This window comes from Pseudomonas abietaniphila, from assembly GCF_900100795.1.
GTDB lineage: Bacteria > Pseudomonadota > Gammaproteobacteria > Pseudomonadales > Pseudomonadaceae > Aquipseudomonas > Aquipseudomonas abietaniphila.
The window spans coordinates 201791-215895 of the sequence record NZ_FNCO01000001.1 but is presented as its reverse complement, the minus strand read 5'-3'; the positions used below and the strand labels follow the sequence as shown (position 1 = coordinate 215895).

The following is a 14105-nucleotide window of genomic DNA, read 5'->3' as shown; positions in this document are numbered from 1 at the left end:
GTTTCCCAAACCCGCCGTTTAAAGAGCGTTGTGACCGGACTGCAAGGCGCTAGCGGGGCATTGTACGGGCCAGCGAAAGAAGCCGATCCTTCTCATATTGCAGTTGCAATGTGGCCTCCGCACGGCTGAGCAGAAGATCCGCGTGCTTGATGCAGACCTGTCGGAACAGCTCGGGGTTTATCTGAGAAAGACTGATCAGCGCCTTGAGAAGTCGAATGTTGACTTCCAGCAAACCTGCACCGTCCCTGCTGATCGGCGAAAAGAAATCATCGAACAGATCCTCGACCGTCAGGCCTCGCAGATAGACCCCGTCACAGCCTGGATCATGCTCCGGTGTTGAAAGCTGCGGCTTGCCCCAGCAGGTCAACGTTCGCACGCCCCGGCCTATGACATCAATTGCCGTGCCTGGGTCGTTTACGGCCGGAGACAAAGCGCGCGATGCAATTTCCGAGAGGACCGAGAGCCCAAACCGGGGATCGTGTTCAAACGTCCTTCTGACGCCTATGGTCAGTGCCGCCCGGATCTTCTCAGCGTCCAGGCGCCCGTCATCGATGCTCGCCGGGTCCAACGCGACGATACGGATCACTGGCATCCCCACGTGAACGAAACTCCCCGGAAGGACCTCCAGATAGAGCTGAATCTGGCGCTCTTGGGCGATAACGTCCAGCGCCTGCACATCGATATGCTGAACATAGCCGGTTCGCTCACTGGACAGCGTTCGTGCAGAAGCGGGAAGCACCAGGTCAGGTGGATACGCTGCACCACCCAGATACGGCCACTGTGCTCGCTGGTTGATGGCGGCTATCGTGGCGTTTTCCACCCGGTCAATGGTCTCACCCACCCTCCCGAGTTTGGACAAGTGGTCAATCCAGCGCAGCAGGGTGTAAACAATGAGGATGACCACGCCGATCGTCACCGCAAACAGCAGCACACGCCCCTGCGTGCCGTAGGCGCCCGTGCTCAACGCAATGATGCCGACCAGGCTGAACAGAAATGAGCCGATGAACGTGGCGAGTGCGTTTTGCGTCGTGGTGTCTTCCATGACGAGCGTCGTCGCACGAGGGGTCACCCCGCTGCTGGCGGCACTGTACGCGCTGACCATGGTACTCAAGGAAAACGTGGTGACCGCCAGCATGCTCGATGCAATGATCCCCAGAATCTTGTCCACCGCATCAGCGCCGATGCGCGCAGACAGGGACTCGGGGATGAAGTCCTTGAAGACCACCGCAACCAATGCCGTGGCAACCCCAAGCAGTGAAAACAGGGACGCTCTGAACCACAGCCGTTTGGTCAGTTGACTCGTGATCCAACGCCAACGCGCAATCATGTGAAGTACCTTCAGGGGTGACGGCTCATTGAGTGGTTGCCGGGGCAGAAGTTTCATTGTGCGATGAAGAGGGTCGTTTGCATCTTGCCTGCTGGCTACCTATCATCGCGGTGGGTGCGCTGCTGCATAAGGCACAGGGCAGGTTAAAGCTTAAACGTTGGTCGGGCCGCCAACGGAGAGTGATCGTGCCCCATACAAAACCGGCGTCCACTGCTATTCCCCGTCCTCAGGTTCTCACCGAACGTGCGCTGTCGGCACTGGAGCGCTTCTCGCACATCGAAGCCGTCAGTGGCATCGTCCTTTTACTCGCTGCGGTGGCTGCCCTGATCTGGGCGAACAGTCCGGTTGCCGAATCCTACGAGCATTTCTGGAATACCCGACTCACCCTCGGCCTCGGCGATTTCACGCTGTCTCGTTCGCTGCACTTTCTGGTTAACGACGGATTGATGACCGTTTTTTTCCTCGTCGTCGGGGCAGAAATACGCCAGGAGATCAGAGACGGCGCGCTGGCCAACATGAAGCTCGCCACCCTGCCGCTGGGCGCCGCACTGGGCGGCGTGATGATGCCTGCACTCATTTACACGCTGCTCAACCATGGCACCGAAGCCAGCGCCGGGTGGGCTGTCCCCACGGCTACCGACATTGCATTTGCGGTGGGCGTACTCGCTTTGCTGGGGAAGTCGATTCCGGCAGGTGTGCGCATTCTGCTGCTGGCGCTGGCAATCATTGATGACATCGTCGCGATTCTTATCATCGCAGTGTTCTACACGGCCAGTCTGGACTACCTGGGTCTGGTGGTTGCTGCTGCTGGGCTGTTGCTTGTGCTGGTGTTCCAAAGAATGGGCATTGGTAAGGCCTACGCCTACCTGTTACCCGGCGCAATTGTCTGGTTTGGCTTGTTGAAAACGGGCGTGCACCCGACGTTGGCAGGCGTCATTCTGGGCCTCATGGCGCCCGTAAACTCCAAGCCTGCCCAAGAGCGCCCACTGGACACCATCGGGCGGAATTTTCATGAACTGATGGATCGTTTTTCTCAAGCCAGAGACAACCCGCAGGCCGTAGCCAAACCGCTGAAACAGCTACGTCACGCTCAACGGGAGGTACTGCCGCCGGTCCAACGCATCCAGGTCGGCCTTCATCCCTGGGTGGCGTATGGCGTCATGCCCCTTTTTGCACTGGCCAATGCGGGAGTGAGCCTGGAAGGTGCCAACCTGAACGATGCAATGTCGCACAATGTCTTCGTGGGCGTGATCCTGGCGCTGGTGCTCGGCAAGCCGCTGGGCGTGATGCTGGCCAGTTGGGCGCTGGTCAAACTCAACATCTGCGAACTGCCGGATGGCGTGACCTGGAAAGGCGTCACCCTGGTGGGGTTGTTGGCAGGCATCGGGTTCACCATGTCCATCTTCATCGCGTCCCTCGCCTTTTCGGATCCGGCGCTGCTGTCATCCGCCAAACTCAGTGTGCTGGCGGCGTCCTCGGTCGCGGCCGTCATAGGGTTGAGCTGGGGAAAGCTTAAATTCTGAGCAGTGATCGCTGGGCGCTACAGCAGCGCTTTCAGACACACTGTGCGGCATGATCAGCTTTCCCTCACCCTTTCCAGCGCCACAAGCCGCTCCAAAATCCGGCGGGACTGCACCCCGCCGGAATCGATATTGAGTTTCAGCAATGACCTGTCCGGATGAGCCAGAATATTGCGCTGTTGCTGCTCGAGCATCTCAAGGTCTTCTGAGAAGATTTTCGCCTGACCGTCCCTGATGGCCTGTGTCAGGCCCTCATCGCGGGTGTTGAAGTTGCGGGCCATTCCCCAGAAATACCAGATCGAGGTTTCGGTCTCTGGCGTCATGAAGTCCACCACGATGCTGGAGACTTTGTGCTGCTGATCTGAGTGATAGCCGCCCTTTCCCGCATGGGCGACGCCCACTTCTATCAGGACATGACTGGGCGGGCTGAACCGGCAAATCTGCCAACGATCCACCAGCACATCGTCGGCCAGATGGTTGCCTCTCAGGGCCATACGCCAGAACGGCGGTGGCGTAACGTTCTCCATGTAACGCGCGGTGACCACCTCGTCACCCTCGACTTTGGTGATCGGCACGGTCTCGTCGATCTCTTTCTGACCAATGCTTGAGGCATGCACATAGGTCTCGTGAGTGAGGTCCATCAGGTTATCGATCATGAGCCGATAATCGCAGTGGATATGGAACATTCCACCGGCATAGGTCCATTCCTCGCTCTGCGCCCATGCCTGGTGCCTGATCAGCGCAGGATCAGCGGTCTGCTGATCGCCCGGCCACACCCAGACAAAACCATAACGCTCGACGACCGCATAACGTTTATTGCAAGGAAAGGCCCCGACCCGCTGCCCCGGCATCTCGATGGTTTTGCCGTCATCCCCCATCGTCAGGCCATGGTAGCCGCAGACCAGCTTTCCATTTTTGACAGAACCCAGTGACAGCGGCGCGCCGCGATGAGGGCAGAAATCCTCAACCGCGGCGACCGCGTTGTCGACGCCACGGTAGAAGACGATCTTTTCTCCGCAGACCTGCCGCCCGAGCGGCTTTGCAGCGATTTCGTCAGGGGTGCACGCGACATACCAGGCATTTTTCGGAAACGTGCTGCTGCTCCCAGTCATGGCGACATCACCGGCTCGTCGAATATCGCCACCGCACGGACGAACCCGGCCGATGCATGCTTGATCTTGTAGGGAAAACAGGAGACCTGAAAACCATGGGCTGGCAGCTGCTCGAGATTGGCCAGTTTCTCCATTTGGCCATAACCGATGTCCCGGCCCGCTTTGTGCCCTTCCCAGATAATCGCGGCATCGCCTGTCCGGGCAAAACGCTCACGGGTGTACTTGAACGGGGCGTCCCAACTCCAGGCGTCTGTCCCGACCACCCGAACCCCGCGCTCCAACAGGTACATCGTGGCTTCGCGGCCCATTCCCACGCCTGCGTCCAGATAGCCTGGTTGACCGAACAAGGCGCCGGCACGGGTGTTGATGAGCACGATGTCCAGCGGTTGAAGGTCGTGGCCGATGCGGGCCAGTTCCTCCTCGATCTCGCGCGCAGTGACAATGTGGCCATCAGGCAAGTGACGAAAATCAAGCTTTACACCGGGTTGCAGGCACCACTCCAGCGGCAGCTCATCAATGCCCCACGCGGGATGGCCGCCGTCCGTGGTCGACGCGTAGTGCCAGGGCGCATCCATGTGTGTCCCGCTGTGCGTGGTGATCTGCAGACGTTCCGCTGCCCAGGACTCATTGCCGGGCATCTGATCCAGCCGCAACCCCGGGAACATCGCGGCCATTTCAGGCCACCCTTGCTGATGGTCCATGTACTCGATTTTTGGCAGCAGCGGTGGCGGATCAGTGTAGGGGTTGTTTTCGAGGGTGACGGACAGGTCGACCAGACGGCGCTTGGTAGTGCTCACAGCGTTTTCCTCATGGCAGTCAGATTAAGGGCATTGCGAATCAGCGCGCCGGCGTTGCCGTCGTGGCAAAAACCGGCAGCGCGAGCCTGGGGTGTTTTGAGCGCTGGCATTGCGCCAAACAGCGCCTGGAGGTCGGCATCGGGCTCGAACGAGATGCGTGCCCGCCCCGCTTCTCCAAACCGGGTAGCCAGTGCATCGATGACTTGCTCAATGGAAAGACGAAGCACAGGTAGCTGCCAGACCCGCTCGGTGTCTAGCAACAGCGACGACAGCTCTGCGGCATGAATCAGGTTGCTGACGCAGCAGTAAGCGGACATCCACCAGGCGGTCGCTTGCGCACTGACCGGACAGATGTAAGCTTCACCGGCGGCGTAGGCCTGCAAAAGATCACTCATGAACGCCGAGCGCAGTCCATTGGGTTGCCTTGGGCGCGCGACGATGCCGGGCAATCGCAACGCGCGACCGTCGACCTCGCCCCGCCGGGCCAGATCGCGAAGCGCCATCTCGACCATCAGTTTGTGCGTCCCGTACGACATCTGAGGATGGGCAGGCGCATCCTCACCCATGCGGTCAGGCAGCTGGGCGCCGTACACCGCGACGCTGCTGGCGTACACCAGGACCGGCGGCCGAGGCTGACGGCGCAGTTGGTCCAGCAGCTCCAGGCTCGCCATCAAGTTGACCTGGTAGCCCACGTCGTAGTCCTGCTCGGCCGCGCCGCCCGGCAGACTCACCAGATGGAACACGACGTCGACACCGTCCGCCAAGACTCGTCGGATCAAGGCGGCGTCGGTGATGCTGCCTTTGTGCAATCGAATCCGCGAATCGGGCGGGAAACCCTCAAGATGGGCATCGAGCAGCAGCAGCGTATTGATCGCTCTACCACTAATGGCAGCGCGCGTGAGCAACTGCAGCGTCAGGTGTCGACCAATAAAACCATTGGCACCGGTTATCAATACACGCATGGAAGCCCCTCAGCCGTTGGCTTGCACGATGCGCTGATCGATAGCGCCAAACACCGACTGACCGTCTGCGCCCAACACCTCCATTTTCACGCGGTCGCCAAATTGCATGAAGGACGTCCGCGCGCCGCCGTGGTCGATCATTTCAATGGCGCGTCGCTCGGCGATGCACGCAGAACCGGCGGACCGATCCCTGTTGGAGATCGTGCCCGACCCGATCAACGTGCCCGCCCCCAGCTTGCGGGTGAAGGCGGCGTGTGCAATCAGCTGCCCAAAGCTGAAATTCATCTCCCCGGCATGGGGGTTGCCGAACCACTGGCCGTTCCACTCCACATTCAGGTGCAGTTGCACACGCCCGTCGCGCCAGTCATCACCCAGTTCGTCGGGGGTCACCGCAACAGGCGCGAAGGCGGAGGATGGCTTGGCATGAAGAAAGCCAAAGCCGGTTTTCATCTCGCGCGGCGCCAGGGCGCGAAGGCTGACATCATTGATCTGCACCAACAGCTTGATATGGCTGAGTGCGTCCTGGGCCGAGCAGCCCAGAGGCACGTCATCGACCAGCACGCCGAACTCGCCTTCGAAATCGATTCCCTGGCTGACGCTCGGCAAACAGATGTCCTGTTGCGCGCCGAGAAAGTCATCGCCGGCGCCCTGATACATCAACGGCGTCTGATCGGCACCTTCGATAGGCTCAAGGTTGAAAGCCTTCTGCATCAGAGTGCCGTGGTTGAGGAACGCCGAGCCATCGCACCATTGGTAGGCCCGGGGCAACGGCGCCATCGCCTTGGCCGGTTCAAACGCGAAGGCGCCTTCCGCGGTACCGGCCTCCAGCGCCGAGGACAAGGTCCTCAGCACCGGTTCGGATCGCGCCCAGTCCTCTATCGCCTCACGCATCGTTGCAATCGGTGCGGCGATCGCTCGCTGCAAATTGCGGGACACCACCACCAGATAACCGTCACGGCTGCCGTCGCGCAGCGTTGCCAGCTTCATGGCTGCAGCTCCTGCGCGAACTGACCATCGAGGAGGATGAACACCATGCGGGCCATGGCATCGGTCCGGTTGCTCCAGGCATGGTTCGTGCCGCGCTGGACCACCACGTCGCCTCGACGCAGATGCACGTCCTCGTTGTCCAGCACCAGCCACACTTCGCCCTCGGTGACGATGCCGTAATCCACCGTTTCGGTGCGGTGCATCAGCTTGTGGCGAGCGTCAGCGTGTCCCGTTCCCGCGTGCGCCTGGCCGATTTCGGCGAAGGCAGCCGCGGCGGCCTCGTCGCTGACCGCGTTCTGCACGCTGTCGGGCGGGATGTCCACGACTCGAATCAGGCTGCCCAGTGGATCAGGACTCAAGTGCAAGGGACGCGCGGTGGGATCGTCGCCGTTGTCGATCATCGCCGGGCTGGACCCGGTGCTCCAGATTTCATGAAACACGGTGCCCGGCACGGACTTCAGCGCAAAGGTGTTGGGCGCCGCCGCGCAATGACTCACGGTGGCCTTTCCATCGGGGGTGTGTCCGGTGACAACGCGTTTGAAGGCAGGTAATTGATTCATGTGGCCGTCCTTATTCAATTGCCATCGCCAATGGTGGTGCCACCGTCAACGATGAAGTTTTGTCCCGTCATGAAACCGCCCGCTGGAGTGACCAATAAGAGCGCCATCCCGGCGACTTCTTCAGGCGTGCCAACGCGCCGCAAGGGGGTGAGCGCCAGGCGTTTTTCCAAGAGGGCTGGAGCGTCGGTGAGGGGTCGGGCGAATTCGGTTTGAATGACGCCGGGGCTGATGGCGTTGACCCTGACGTTCGCGGGCCCCCACTCCACCGCAAGGTTTCGTGCCAGTTGGGCCAGTGCCGCTTTCGACAAGCCATAAAGACCCAGCGACTTGTTTCCCCGCACACCCGCGATGCTGGCCATCAGCACCACACTGCCCCCGCCACGGGCGGCCATGGAAGGAATCAGGGCAGTGCTCAGCCACAGCGCGCTACGCAGATTTATGGTGAATGTGGTGTCCCAATCTCGATCGCAAGCCGCCGCCAGCGGGCCCATGTGCGGGGCAACCCCGGCATTGCACACCAACGCATCAAGCCCCCCGAAATGATCCAGGACGGCATCGGCCAACGCGTTGACGTCGGCCTGTTGCCCCAGATCAGCGCTCATCGGCCATGCGTCGATTCCCTCGCGCGATAAGGTGGAGGCGACGCGCCGGCAATCGTCAATGTTCTCGCTGCTGATCACCAAACGGGCTCCAGCCCGCCCGTACGCGCGAGCGATCGCCAAGCCGATGCCACGCGTCGCGCCGGTAATCAGTGCCGTCTTGCCGGCCAGGCTGAAGAGGTCCTGATTCATGCCCGCTCTCCTACCGCGACCGGCGCGGAGATTTTCAAACAGCACAACGCGATCACGCATTGCAGGCCGCCAATGATGACGAGCGCCGTGGGCAGCGCCGAGCTGGCGCCCTGCGTCATCATCAGCACCGCCAGGGGGCTTATGAATTCACCGGCGAAGATCGCGGCGGTAAAGAATCCGCTCGCCCGTCCCCGCTGGTTGAAGTCAACCAGCGCCATGATCCGGGTGATCAGCGTTGGCAACATCAGGCCAATGCCCAGGCCGTTGATAAAGACCGCCATCGACAACGTCCGATGTGATCCTGCCGCCGCCATGAGCAGTCCGCCGATGCCGGCCAGTGCAAATGCCAGCAGCAATAAACGCGCGGGGCGGGTACTGCCAATCAGCCGGAAACTCAGCGCCCCCAGCACGACGCCCAGCTGGTTACCGCCCATGGTCATGCCGATCTGTTGAGGTGAGTCCACGCCCAACAGATTGAGCAGATAACCGGCTTGCACGGGCACGATGAGCAGGCTCAACCCTGCCAACAAGGCCAGACCCAGCAGGGGCCGCAATCTCGGCCAGGGCATCGGTGCCCCGCCTTGCTCAAACGCCTTTTGCGAAACGGGCTCCCACAGCCAGAACGCCATCAGCGGCAAAAACACCAGGCCGACCGCATACAACGTGAATGGCGTGCGCCAGCTGTCCTGTCCGAGATAGCCACCCACCCCCATGAACACGGCGGCAGACAACGAGGTCACGACCATTTGCAGGGCGAACAATCGCTCCCGTCGCCCGCCTCGGTAGTAGTCGCCCATCAACGTGGTGCAGCAGGTCATGATCCCCGCTTCAGCCAGTCCGATCCCCGCGCGACTGATCACGATCGCCTGCAAAGACTCCAGCCACAGCGGCAAGGTGCCGCAAACGGTGTACAGCAGCATCGCCATGAGCAGCAGCGGCTTGCGCCCGACATGATCAACAATCATCCCGGCCAATGGCGCGAGGACGGCAATCATCAGCGCGGGCAGCGTCAGCGCGACCGGTACCAGCACAGCGGCACCTGAGGTATCGGCAAAGTGCGCCTGCATGCGGGGCAGCACCGGCGCCAGCAACACCGCACCGAGCACCGGCAGGCAACTGCCCAGCAACAACAGCACAGATTGGGGCAGACCCGCAGGGCGTTGCTCAGCTGTCATGACGCACCTCCAGACGCTGGAGTGCCTTGCGCTTCGACGAAGGCCGGGTAACGGACGCCGCAGGCGCAGGTGTGCTCACCCGCACCTGCCGCTGTGGCAGCAGGAAGTACGCCAGCGCGGGCAGAAGGACTAGCGCGCCGACCATGTTCCAGACAAACATGAAGGCCAGCAGCACGCCCATGTCCGCCTGGAACTTGATAGGCGAAAACATCCAGGTGCCGACACCGATTGCTAGCGTCACGCCGGTCAGCATTACGACCTTCCCGGTGAACTGCAGCGCTTGGTAATAGGCCTGGGACAGGCTCGACCCACGGCGCATCTCGGCCAGCACAATGCTCATCACATACAGTGCGTAGTCCACGCCAATGCCCACGCCAAGGGCAATGACCGGCAACGTCGCCACCTTCACCCCGATCCCTAGCCAGACCATCAGTGCTTCGCAAAGGATGGACGTGAGCATCAGTGGCAAGACCGCGCAGAGGACGGCCCGCCAGCTGCGGAACGTCACCAGGCAAAGCAGACAGACTGCGCCGTAGACCCACCAGAGCATCTCGTGGCTGGCCTGTTTGACCACGATATTGGTGGCCGCTTCGATGCCCGAGCTGCCGGCCGCCAGCAGGAACTGCGCCTGGTCGCTGTCGTTTTCTCTCGCGAAGCCCTGGACACTGGAGACCACGCGTTCCAGGGTGTCTGCTTTGTGATCGGTCAGGAAGGCGTACAGCGTCAGCAGACTGCAGTCTTCGTTGTACAGACCTCGCGGCGCCCCGGCCGTGACCATGTTGAGGGTCGCCTGGTTGTTGAGCAGCTCGTACCATTTGGGGTTGCCCTCGGACAAGCCCACCAGCACCCGACGGTTGAGCAGCGCCAGCGAGTTGGTGGAATCCACGCCCGGGAGCCCGCGCAACTGCCAGTCCAGGTTATCGACCCGTTGCAACGTGTCGTAGCTGGAGCAGCCCCCCGGAGCCGTCTTGACCATGACCGCAAAGACATCGCTGCTGGCACCGTAGTGCTGCGTCAGATAGGCATTGTCCTGGTTGTAACGTGAGTCGGCGCGTAACTCTGGGGCGCCGGCGTCCAGGTCGCCCACCTTGAGGTGCAGGCTCACCAGATAACCCGCCACGGCCAGAACGGACGCGACTAGCACGCAAGTCGCTGCCCAGCGTCGCTGCGTGAAAAGGTCGAGGAAACGCCAGGCGGGATGGCGCGCCGCGCCCGCCATGTCGGCCTCCTCACTGCGAAGGCTGCGCTTGGCAGCCACTGCGCTCACGCCCAGATAGGACAGCAGAACCGGTAGCAGAATCAGATTGGTGAAGATCAGCACCGCCACGCCGATACTGGCAATGACCGCGAGGTCCTGTATGACCTGAATCTTGATGATCATCAGCACCGCAAAGCCCACCGCGTCACACAGCAGTGCCGTCAGTCCGGCCAGAAACAAGCGGCGGAAGGTAAAACGCGCGGCCACCAGCCGGTGCATGCCCCGGCCGATGTCCTGCATGATCCCGTTCATTTTCTGTGCGCCATGGCTCATGCCGATGGCGAAAATCAGAAAGGGCACCAGCACCGAATATGGGTCCAGCTCGAACCCGAGCAGCGGGAGCAGGCCCAACTGCCAGACCACCGCCACCAGCGAACAACTCATCACCAATACCGTGCTGCGCAGGCACCGGGTGTACCAGTAGAGCACCGCTGCGGTGATGGCGATGGCCGCGCCGAAGAACAGCAGGATCTGCCTGAGCCCCTGAATCAGATCCCCGACCACCTTGGCGAACCCGGTGATGCGAATCTCGATGGATGAATCTTGGTACTGCGCCCGAAGCGCCTCCAGTTGCTGCGAGAGCACCGTGTAATCCAGCGGTCTGCCATCGGCAGTGGTGGTCAGCAAAGGTACGTAGATGATGCTCGACTGCTGGTCGAATGCCACCAACTGCCCGATCTCGTTGGAGCGTTCGATATTGCGCTTGAGTGCATCCAGACTGGCGGCGGAACCGTCATACCCGTCAGGAATGACCGGCCCGCCTTCCAGCCCTTCTTCGGTGACGCCTACCCATCGGGTGGCGGGCGTCCACAGCGACTTCATGAAGGCACGGTCCACGCCCGGCAGCAGGTAGACGGCATCGTTAAGCTTCTGCAGGGTCTCCAGATAATGTGCGTCATAGATGCCTCCGCGGGTATTGATGACCGCAATGCGCACGGCATTACCCAGCCCCGAAAGCTCCTGGCGGTGCTGCAGATAGTTGGCGATGAAGGGGTGATCGGTCGGGATCATCTTTTCAAAGCTGGCATTGAGCTCAAGCCGTGTGGCTTGCCAGCCCAACAGCACCGTCACCAACAGGCAAAGCAGGAGGACAATGCGACGGTGATTAAACAGGGCTCGCTCAAGCAGAGAGCCAGAGCGCTGATCGAAATCGGCAAGGTTGCCATTCAAGGGCATCGAGCCTGGTGGGTTCGCGGCATGCATGGGCTTACTCCGCAGCGTTCAAGGGCGTGACCAGGCGCGCGGGTCCGGCAAAACCTGCACCCACCAGGGTGCCGTCGGCCGCCTGGGCTATCGAGGTCAGGGGTGGTCCGGGTGGCAGCGCGAGTGGAGCCAGGTGGGTACGATCGGCCGATGCCTGCAACACACCGCCGGCCTGGTTGACCAGTACAAGTTGCTGACCGAGCAAACGCATATCGTTGATGGAAACGGGAAGTGGGTTCACCACCTCGACGAAAGTCTGTCCGTCATTGGCGACACGGAAAACCTTGCCGCGAAGGCCCGCGACCCAGACGGAGCCATCGCTCTGCACGGCGAGGGTGAAATAACTGCCCTCATAGGGCGTGTCGACCGCCTCGAAATGTTCGCCTTGGTCGAGAGAGCGCAGAAACAGGCCCTGTTCACCCGCCACATAAACGTGATGGCCGGTTTGTGCGACGGCGTACAGGTGCAGCCCCTGAGGATTAGGCAGACGTCCCGCGAGCGATGACCACGTCTGACCGCCGTCGCGCGTGATCAGCGCCATCCCGTAGGCGCCCACCACGATGCCGTTGAGCGCGTCGGTGAAACTGAGGGCCAGGAGCGGCTTATCGGCGCCATCGGTGACCCCTTGCCGTGCAGCCGCGAGCCGACGTTCGTCGCCTTGCTGCCGCGCGGCCTTCAGTTCCAGTGCGGCCACCGCGCGCCCGTCAAGCTGACGTGCCCAATGCTCACCGCCATCTGTGCTGTGCAGCACCACACCGGCATGCCCTACCGCCCAGCCTTGCTGCCCTACAAACTGCACGGCGGTCAGCGTACTGCTCACCGGGACCGTCGCCTGACGCCAGGTCGCGCCGTTGTCATCAGAGAGCAGCACTGTGCCGCGCTCTCCCACCGCGATCAATCGGTCCCCGGCACGGGTAATGGCCTGCATGACGCCGTGCAGCGCCTGCACCGACTGCGTTGCCGGGTGGCTCAGCACATCGACAGGAGGGGCTGCCAGCAGCGGCGGGACAACCGCCACCAGGCACAGGGTCAGCCAACGTTTGCCGTTCATATCAGCGCACGCCTTCGCCAGCCAGGGCGTCCGGCGTGAACACCGAATCCTTGTAGGCCTGCACCACGCGATACTGCTCACTCTTTCCAGCAAAGATGTCACCGGTGAACCAGGTGCTGGAGAGCAAGTCGTAGAAGCCGTTGGTCACCGTCACGACACCCGGCAAATCGGGCAGCACGACCGGCGTGGTCCACAGCACTTTGGCCAGTTGGTTCTGAGCGTCATAGCGCTCGCCCAGCACCGCTGCCCAGGTATCCTCGTCCAGGTAGTACGTGCTGCGTGGCATCACGTGACGTTTGCCGGATTTGAGCGTTGCCTCAACGACCCACACACGGTGCAGTTCCCAGCGCAGCACATCGGGATTGAGGTGGTGATCACCCAGTAAGGCTTCGGGACTGGCAGCCGTGAAGACCTTGTTGGAGTTGTAAGGGATATACATCTCCTTCTTGCCCACCAGTTTCCAGTCAAAACGGTCCACCCGGCCCGTGAAAACGTACAGCTCGTCGAAGCTCATCACGCCGGCAGTGGCCGGTGTCGGCGTATCGCAGCACGCGTTGGGCAGACGACGGACGCGCCGTTGGCCAGGCAGATAGGTCCACGCGCCGGTGTTGTCGGCGTTCACGTTTTCACGACCGGTGATGGCCTCGCCGGCGCGCAATGGCGGGCCGTCGTTGATCATGCGAATGCTCCAGAAGGTGCCGTCTTTCTTACCGCCATCCGGCAAATACCAGGGCATCTGATAGTCGGCACGCGAATCGTTGGTCAGCACATGCTTGCCATCGGAGGTCGTCAGGTACTGGGAGAAATCCGTATGCCACGATGCGGCGCGCCAGCGCATCAAATGGTTCCAGATGGCTTGAACGCCGTCTTTCGCCAAAGGAAAGGGAATGCCGCCCTCCCCGTCCTGGGGAATCAGACCGGCTGAACTGTCGACCAGTCGGGTCTTGCCCGCGTTGGCATAGGTGGCGTCATACACCGACTGAGGCGCCGCCGCGGTCCGGTGCGTGGGGTAAACGTCCAGACGATAGCTGTCCGGGTACTTCTTCAACATCGCCTGAATGCCCGGCGTGACCTTGTCGGCGTACTGCCCGATGTTCTTTGAGGTGATGCTGAACAGCGGCTTCTCGGCCGCGAAAGGGTCGGTGCGCTTGCCGCCCTCTTTGAAGCCAGGGTCGACTTTGGTCAATCCCCCGGTCCAGGCAGGAATGCTGCCGTCGGCGTTGCCCGCCCGCTCGGCGCCCAAGGGCGTGAGGGTGGTTTTCAAGTCAGCCGCATCGGCTGCCAGAGCGCCCTGAGACACCAGCGTGGCGACCGCAAGCGAGGTAATAAGAAGCGTCATTTTTTTGCGAAGGGGCACGGTTT

The 14105-nt window shown here is 61.6% G+C and carries 12 protein-coding genes; 1 reads left to right on the top strand and 11 read right to left on the bottom strand.

Going from position 1 to position 14105, the window contains the following annotated elements; genetic code table 11:
* Positions 1-49: 49 nt before the first annotated feature.
* Positions 50-1327, bottom strand: coding sequence for a DUF2254 domain-containing protein (locus BLS87_RS00820; protein ID WP_074749508.1), 1278 nt, complete (start codon positions 1325-1327; stop codon positions 50-52).
* Between the two features lie 179 nt (positions 1328-1506).
* Here BLS87_RS00820 and nhaA point away from each other — a divergent pair, with 179 nt between their 5' ends.
* Positions 1507-2850 carry a Na+/H+ antiporter NhaA gene (nhaA, locus tag BLS87_RS00815; RefSeq protein ID WP_482211654.1) on the top strand — a complete coding sequence of 448 codons (1344 nt, stop codon included), beginning with the start codon at positions 1507-1509 and terminating at the stop codon, positions 2848-2850.
* Positions 2851-2903: 53 nt separating this feature from the next.
* Here the strand turns inward: nhaA and BLS87_RS00810 are convergent, their stop codons facing one another.
* Genes BLS87_RS00810 through BLS87_RS00765 form a run of 10 tightly spaced genes read right to left on the bottom strand, consistent with a single transcriptional unit; the run spans position 2904 to position 14082 of the window.
* Positions 2904-3959 (bottom strand): aromatic ring-hydroxylating oxygenase subunit alpha, encoded by a 1056-nt coding sequence (locus BLS87_RS00810; RefSeq protein WP_074749506.1) that lies wholly within the window; start codon positions 3957-3959, stop codon positions 2904-2906.
* The gene (locus BLS87_RS00805; protein ID WP_074749505.1) at positions 3956-4756 is read right to left on the bottom strand and encodes a cyclase family protein; all 801 of its coding nucleotides are present in this window, start codon (positions 4754-4756) and stop codon (positions 3956-3958) included. The genes BLS87_RS00810 and BLS87_RS00805 overlap by 4 nt, the downstream gene beginning before the upstream one ends.
* A complete protein-coding gene (locus BLS87_RS00800) occupies positions 4753-5718 on the bottom strand; it encodes an NAD-dependent epimerase/dehydratase family protein (RefSeq protein WP_074749504.1) in 966 nt (321 codons plus the stop codon). The genes BLS87_RS00805 and BLS87_RS00800 overlap by 4 nt, the downstream gene beginning before the upstream one ends.
* Positions 5719-5727: 9 nt before the next feature.
* A complete protein-coding gene (locus BLS87_RS00795; RefSeq protein WP_074749503.1) occupies positions 5728-6705 on the bottom strand; it encodes a fumarylacetoacetate hydrolase family protein in 978 nt (325 codons plus the stop codon).
* On the bottom strand, positions 6702-7265 hold the full coding sequence (locus BLS87_RS00790) for a cupin domain-containing protein (protein WP_074749502.1): 564 nt from the start codon (positions 7263-7265) through the stop codon (positions 6702-6704). The genes BLS87_RS00795 and BLS87_RS00790 overlap by 4 nt, the downstream gene beginning before the upstream one ends.
* A gap of 14 nt (positions 7266-7279) precedes the next feature.
* Positions 7280-8056, bottom strand: coding sequence for an SDR family NAD(P)-dependent oxidoreductase (locus BLS87_RS00785; RefSeq protein ID WP_074749501.1), 777 nt, complete (start codon positions 8054-8056; stop codon positions 7280-7282).
* Complete coding sequence (locus BLS87_RS00780; RefSeq protein WP_074749500.1) at positions 8053-9231, bottom strand: MFS transporter; 1179 nt, start codon at positions 9229-9231, stop codon at positions 8053-8055. The genes BLS87_RS00785 and BLS87_RS00780 overlap by 4 nt, the downstream gene beginning before the upstream one ends.
* The gene (locus tag BLS87_RS00775; protein WP_074749499.1) at positions 9221-11692 is read right to left on the bottom strand and encodes an efflux RND transporter permease subunit; all 2472 of its coding nucleotides are present in this window, start codon (positions 11690-11692) and stop codon (positions 9221-9223) included. The genes BLS87_RS00780 and BLS87_RS00775 overlap by 11 nt, the downstream gene beginning before the upstream one ends.
* Before the next feature lie 4 nt (positions 11693-11696).
* The gene (locus BLS87_RS00770) at positions 11697-12743 is read right to left on the bottom strand and encodes a WD40/YVTN/BNR-like repeat-containing protein (protein ID WP_074749498.1); all 1047 of its coding nucleotides are present in this window, start codon (positions 12741-12743) and stop codon (positions 11697-11699) included.
* A 1-nt stretch (position 12744) separates the two neighbouring features.
* Positions 12745-14082: a DUF1329 domain-containing protein gene (locus tag BLS87_RS00765; protein WP_143024284.1), complete on the bottom strand. Its 1338-nt coding sequence runs from the start codon at positions 14080-14082 to the stop codon at positions 12745-12747.
* Positions 14083-14105: the final 23 nt, after the last annotated feature.

Bases quoted from the DNA above. Each gene is read 5' to 3' on its own strand.
- BLS87_RS00820 (WP_074749508.1), bottom strand. From the start codon at position 1,327: ATGATTGCGCGTTGGCGTTGGATCACGAGTCAACTGACCAAACGGCTG.
- BLS87_RS00810 (WP_074749506.1), bottom strand. From the start codon at position 3,959: ATGACTGGGAGCAGCAGCACGTTTCCGAAAAATGCCTGGTATGTCGCG.
- BLS87_RS00800 (WP_074749504.1), bottom strand. From the start codon at position 5,718: ATGCGTGTATTGATAACCGGTGCCAATGGTTTTATTGGTCGACACCTG.
- BLS87_RS00795 (WP_074749503.1), bottom strand. From the start codon at position 6,705: ATGAAGCTGGCAACGCTGCGCGACGGCAGCCGTGACGGTTATCTGGTG.
- BLS87_RS00790 (WP_074749502.1), bottom strand. From the start codon at position 7,265: ATGAATCAATTACCTGCCTTCAAACGCGTTGTCACCGGACACACCCCC.
- BLS87_RS00785 (WP_074749501.1), bottom strand. From the start codon at position 8,056: ATGAATCAGGACCTCTTCAGCCTGGCCGGCAAGACGGCACTGATTACC.
- BLS87_RS00780 (WP_074749500.1), bottom strand. From the start codon at position 9,231: ATGACAGCTGAGCAACGCCCTGCGGGTCTGCCCCAATCTGTGCTGTTG.
- BLS87_RS00775 (WP_074749499.1), bottom strand. From the start codon at position 11,692: ATGCATGCCGCGAACCCACCAGGCTCGATGCCCTTGAATGGCAACCTT.
- BLS87_RS00770 (WP_074749498.1), bottom strand. From the start codon at position 12,743: ATGAACGGCAAACGTTGGCTGACCCTGTGCCTGGTGGCGGTTGTCCCG.
- BLS87_RS00765 (WP_143024284.1), bottom strand. From the start codon at position 14,082: ATGACGCTTCTTATTACCTCGCTTGCGGTCGCCACGCTGGTGTCTCAG.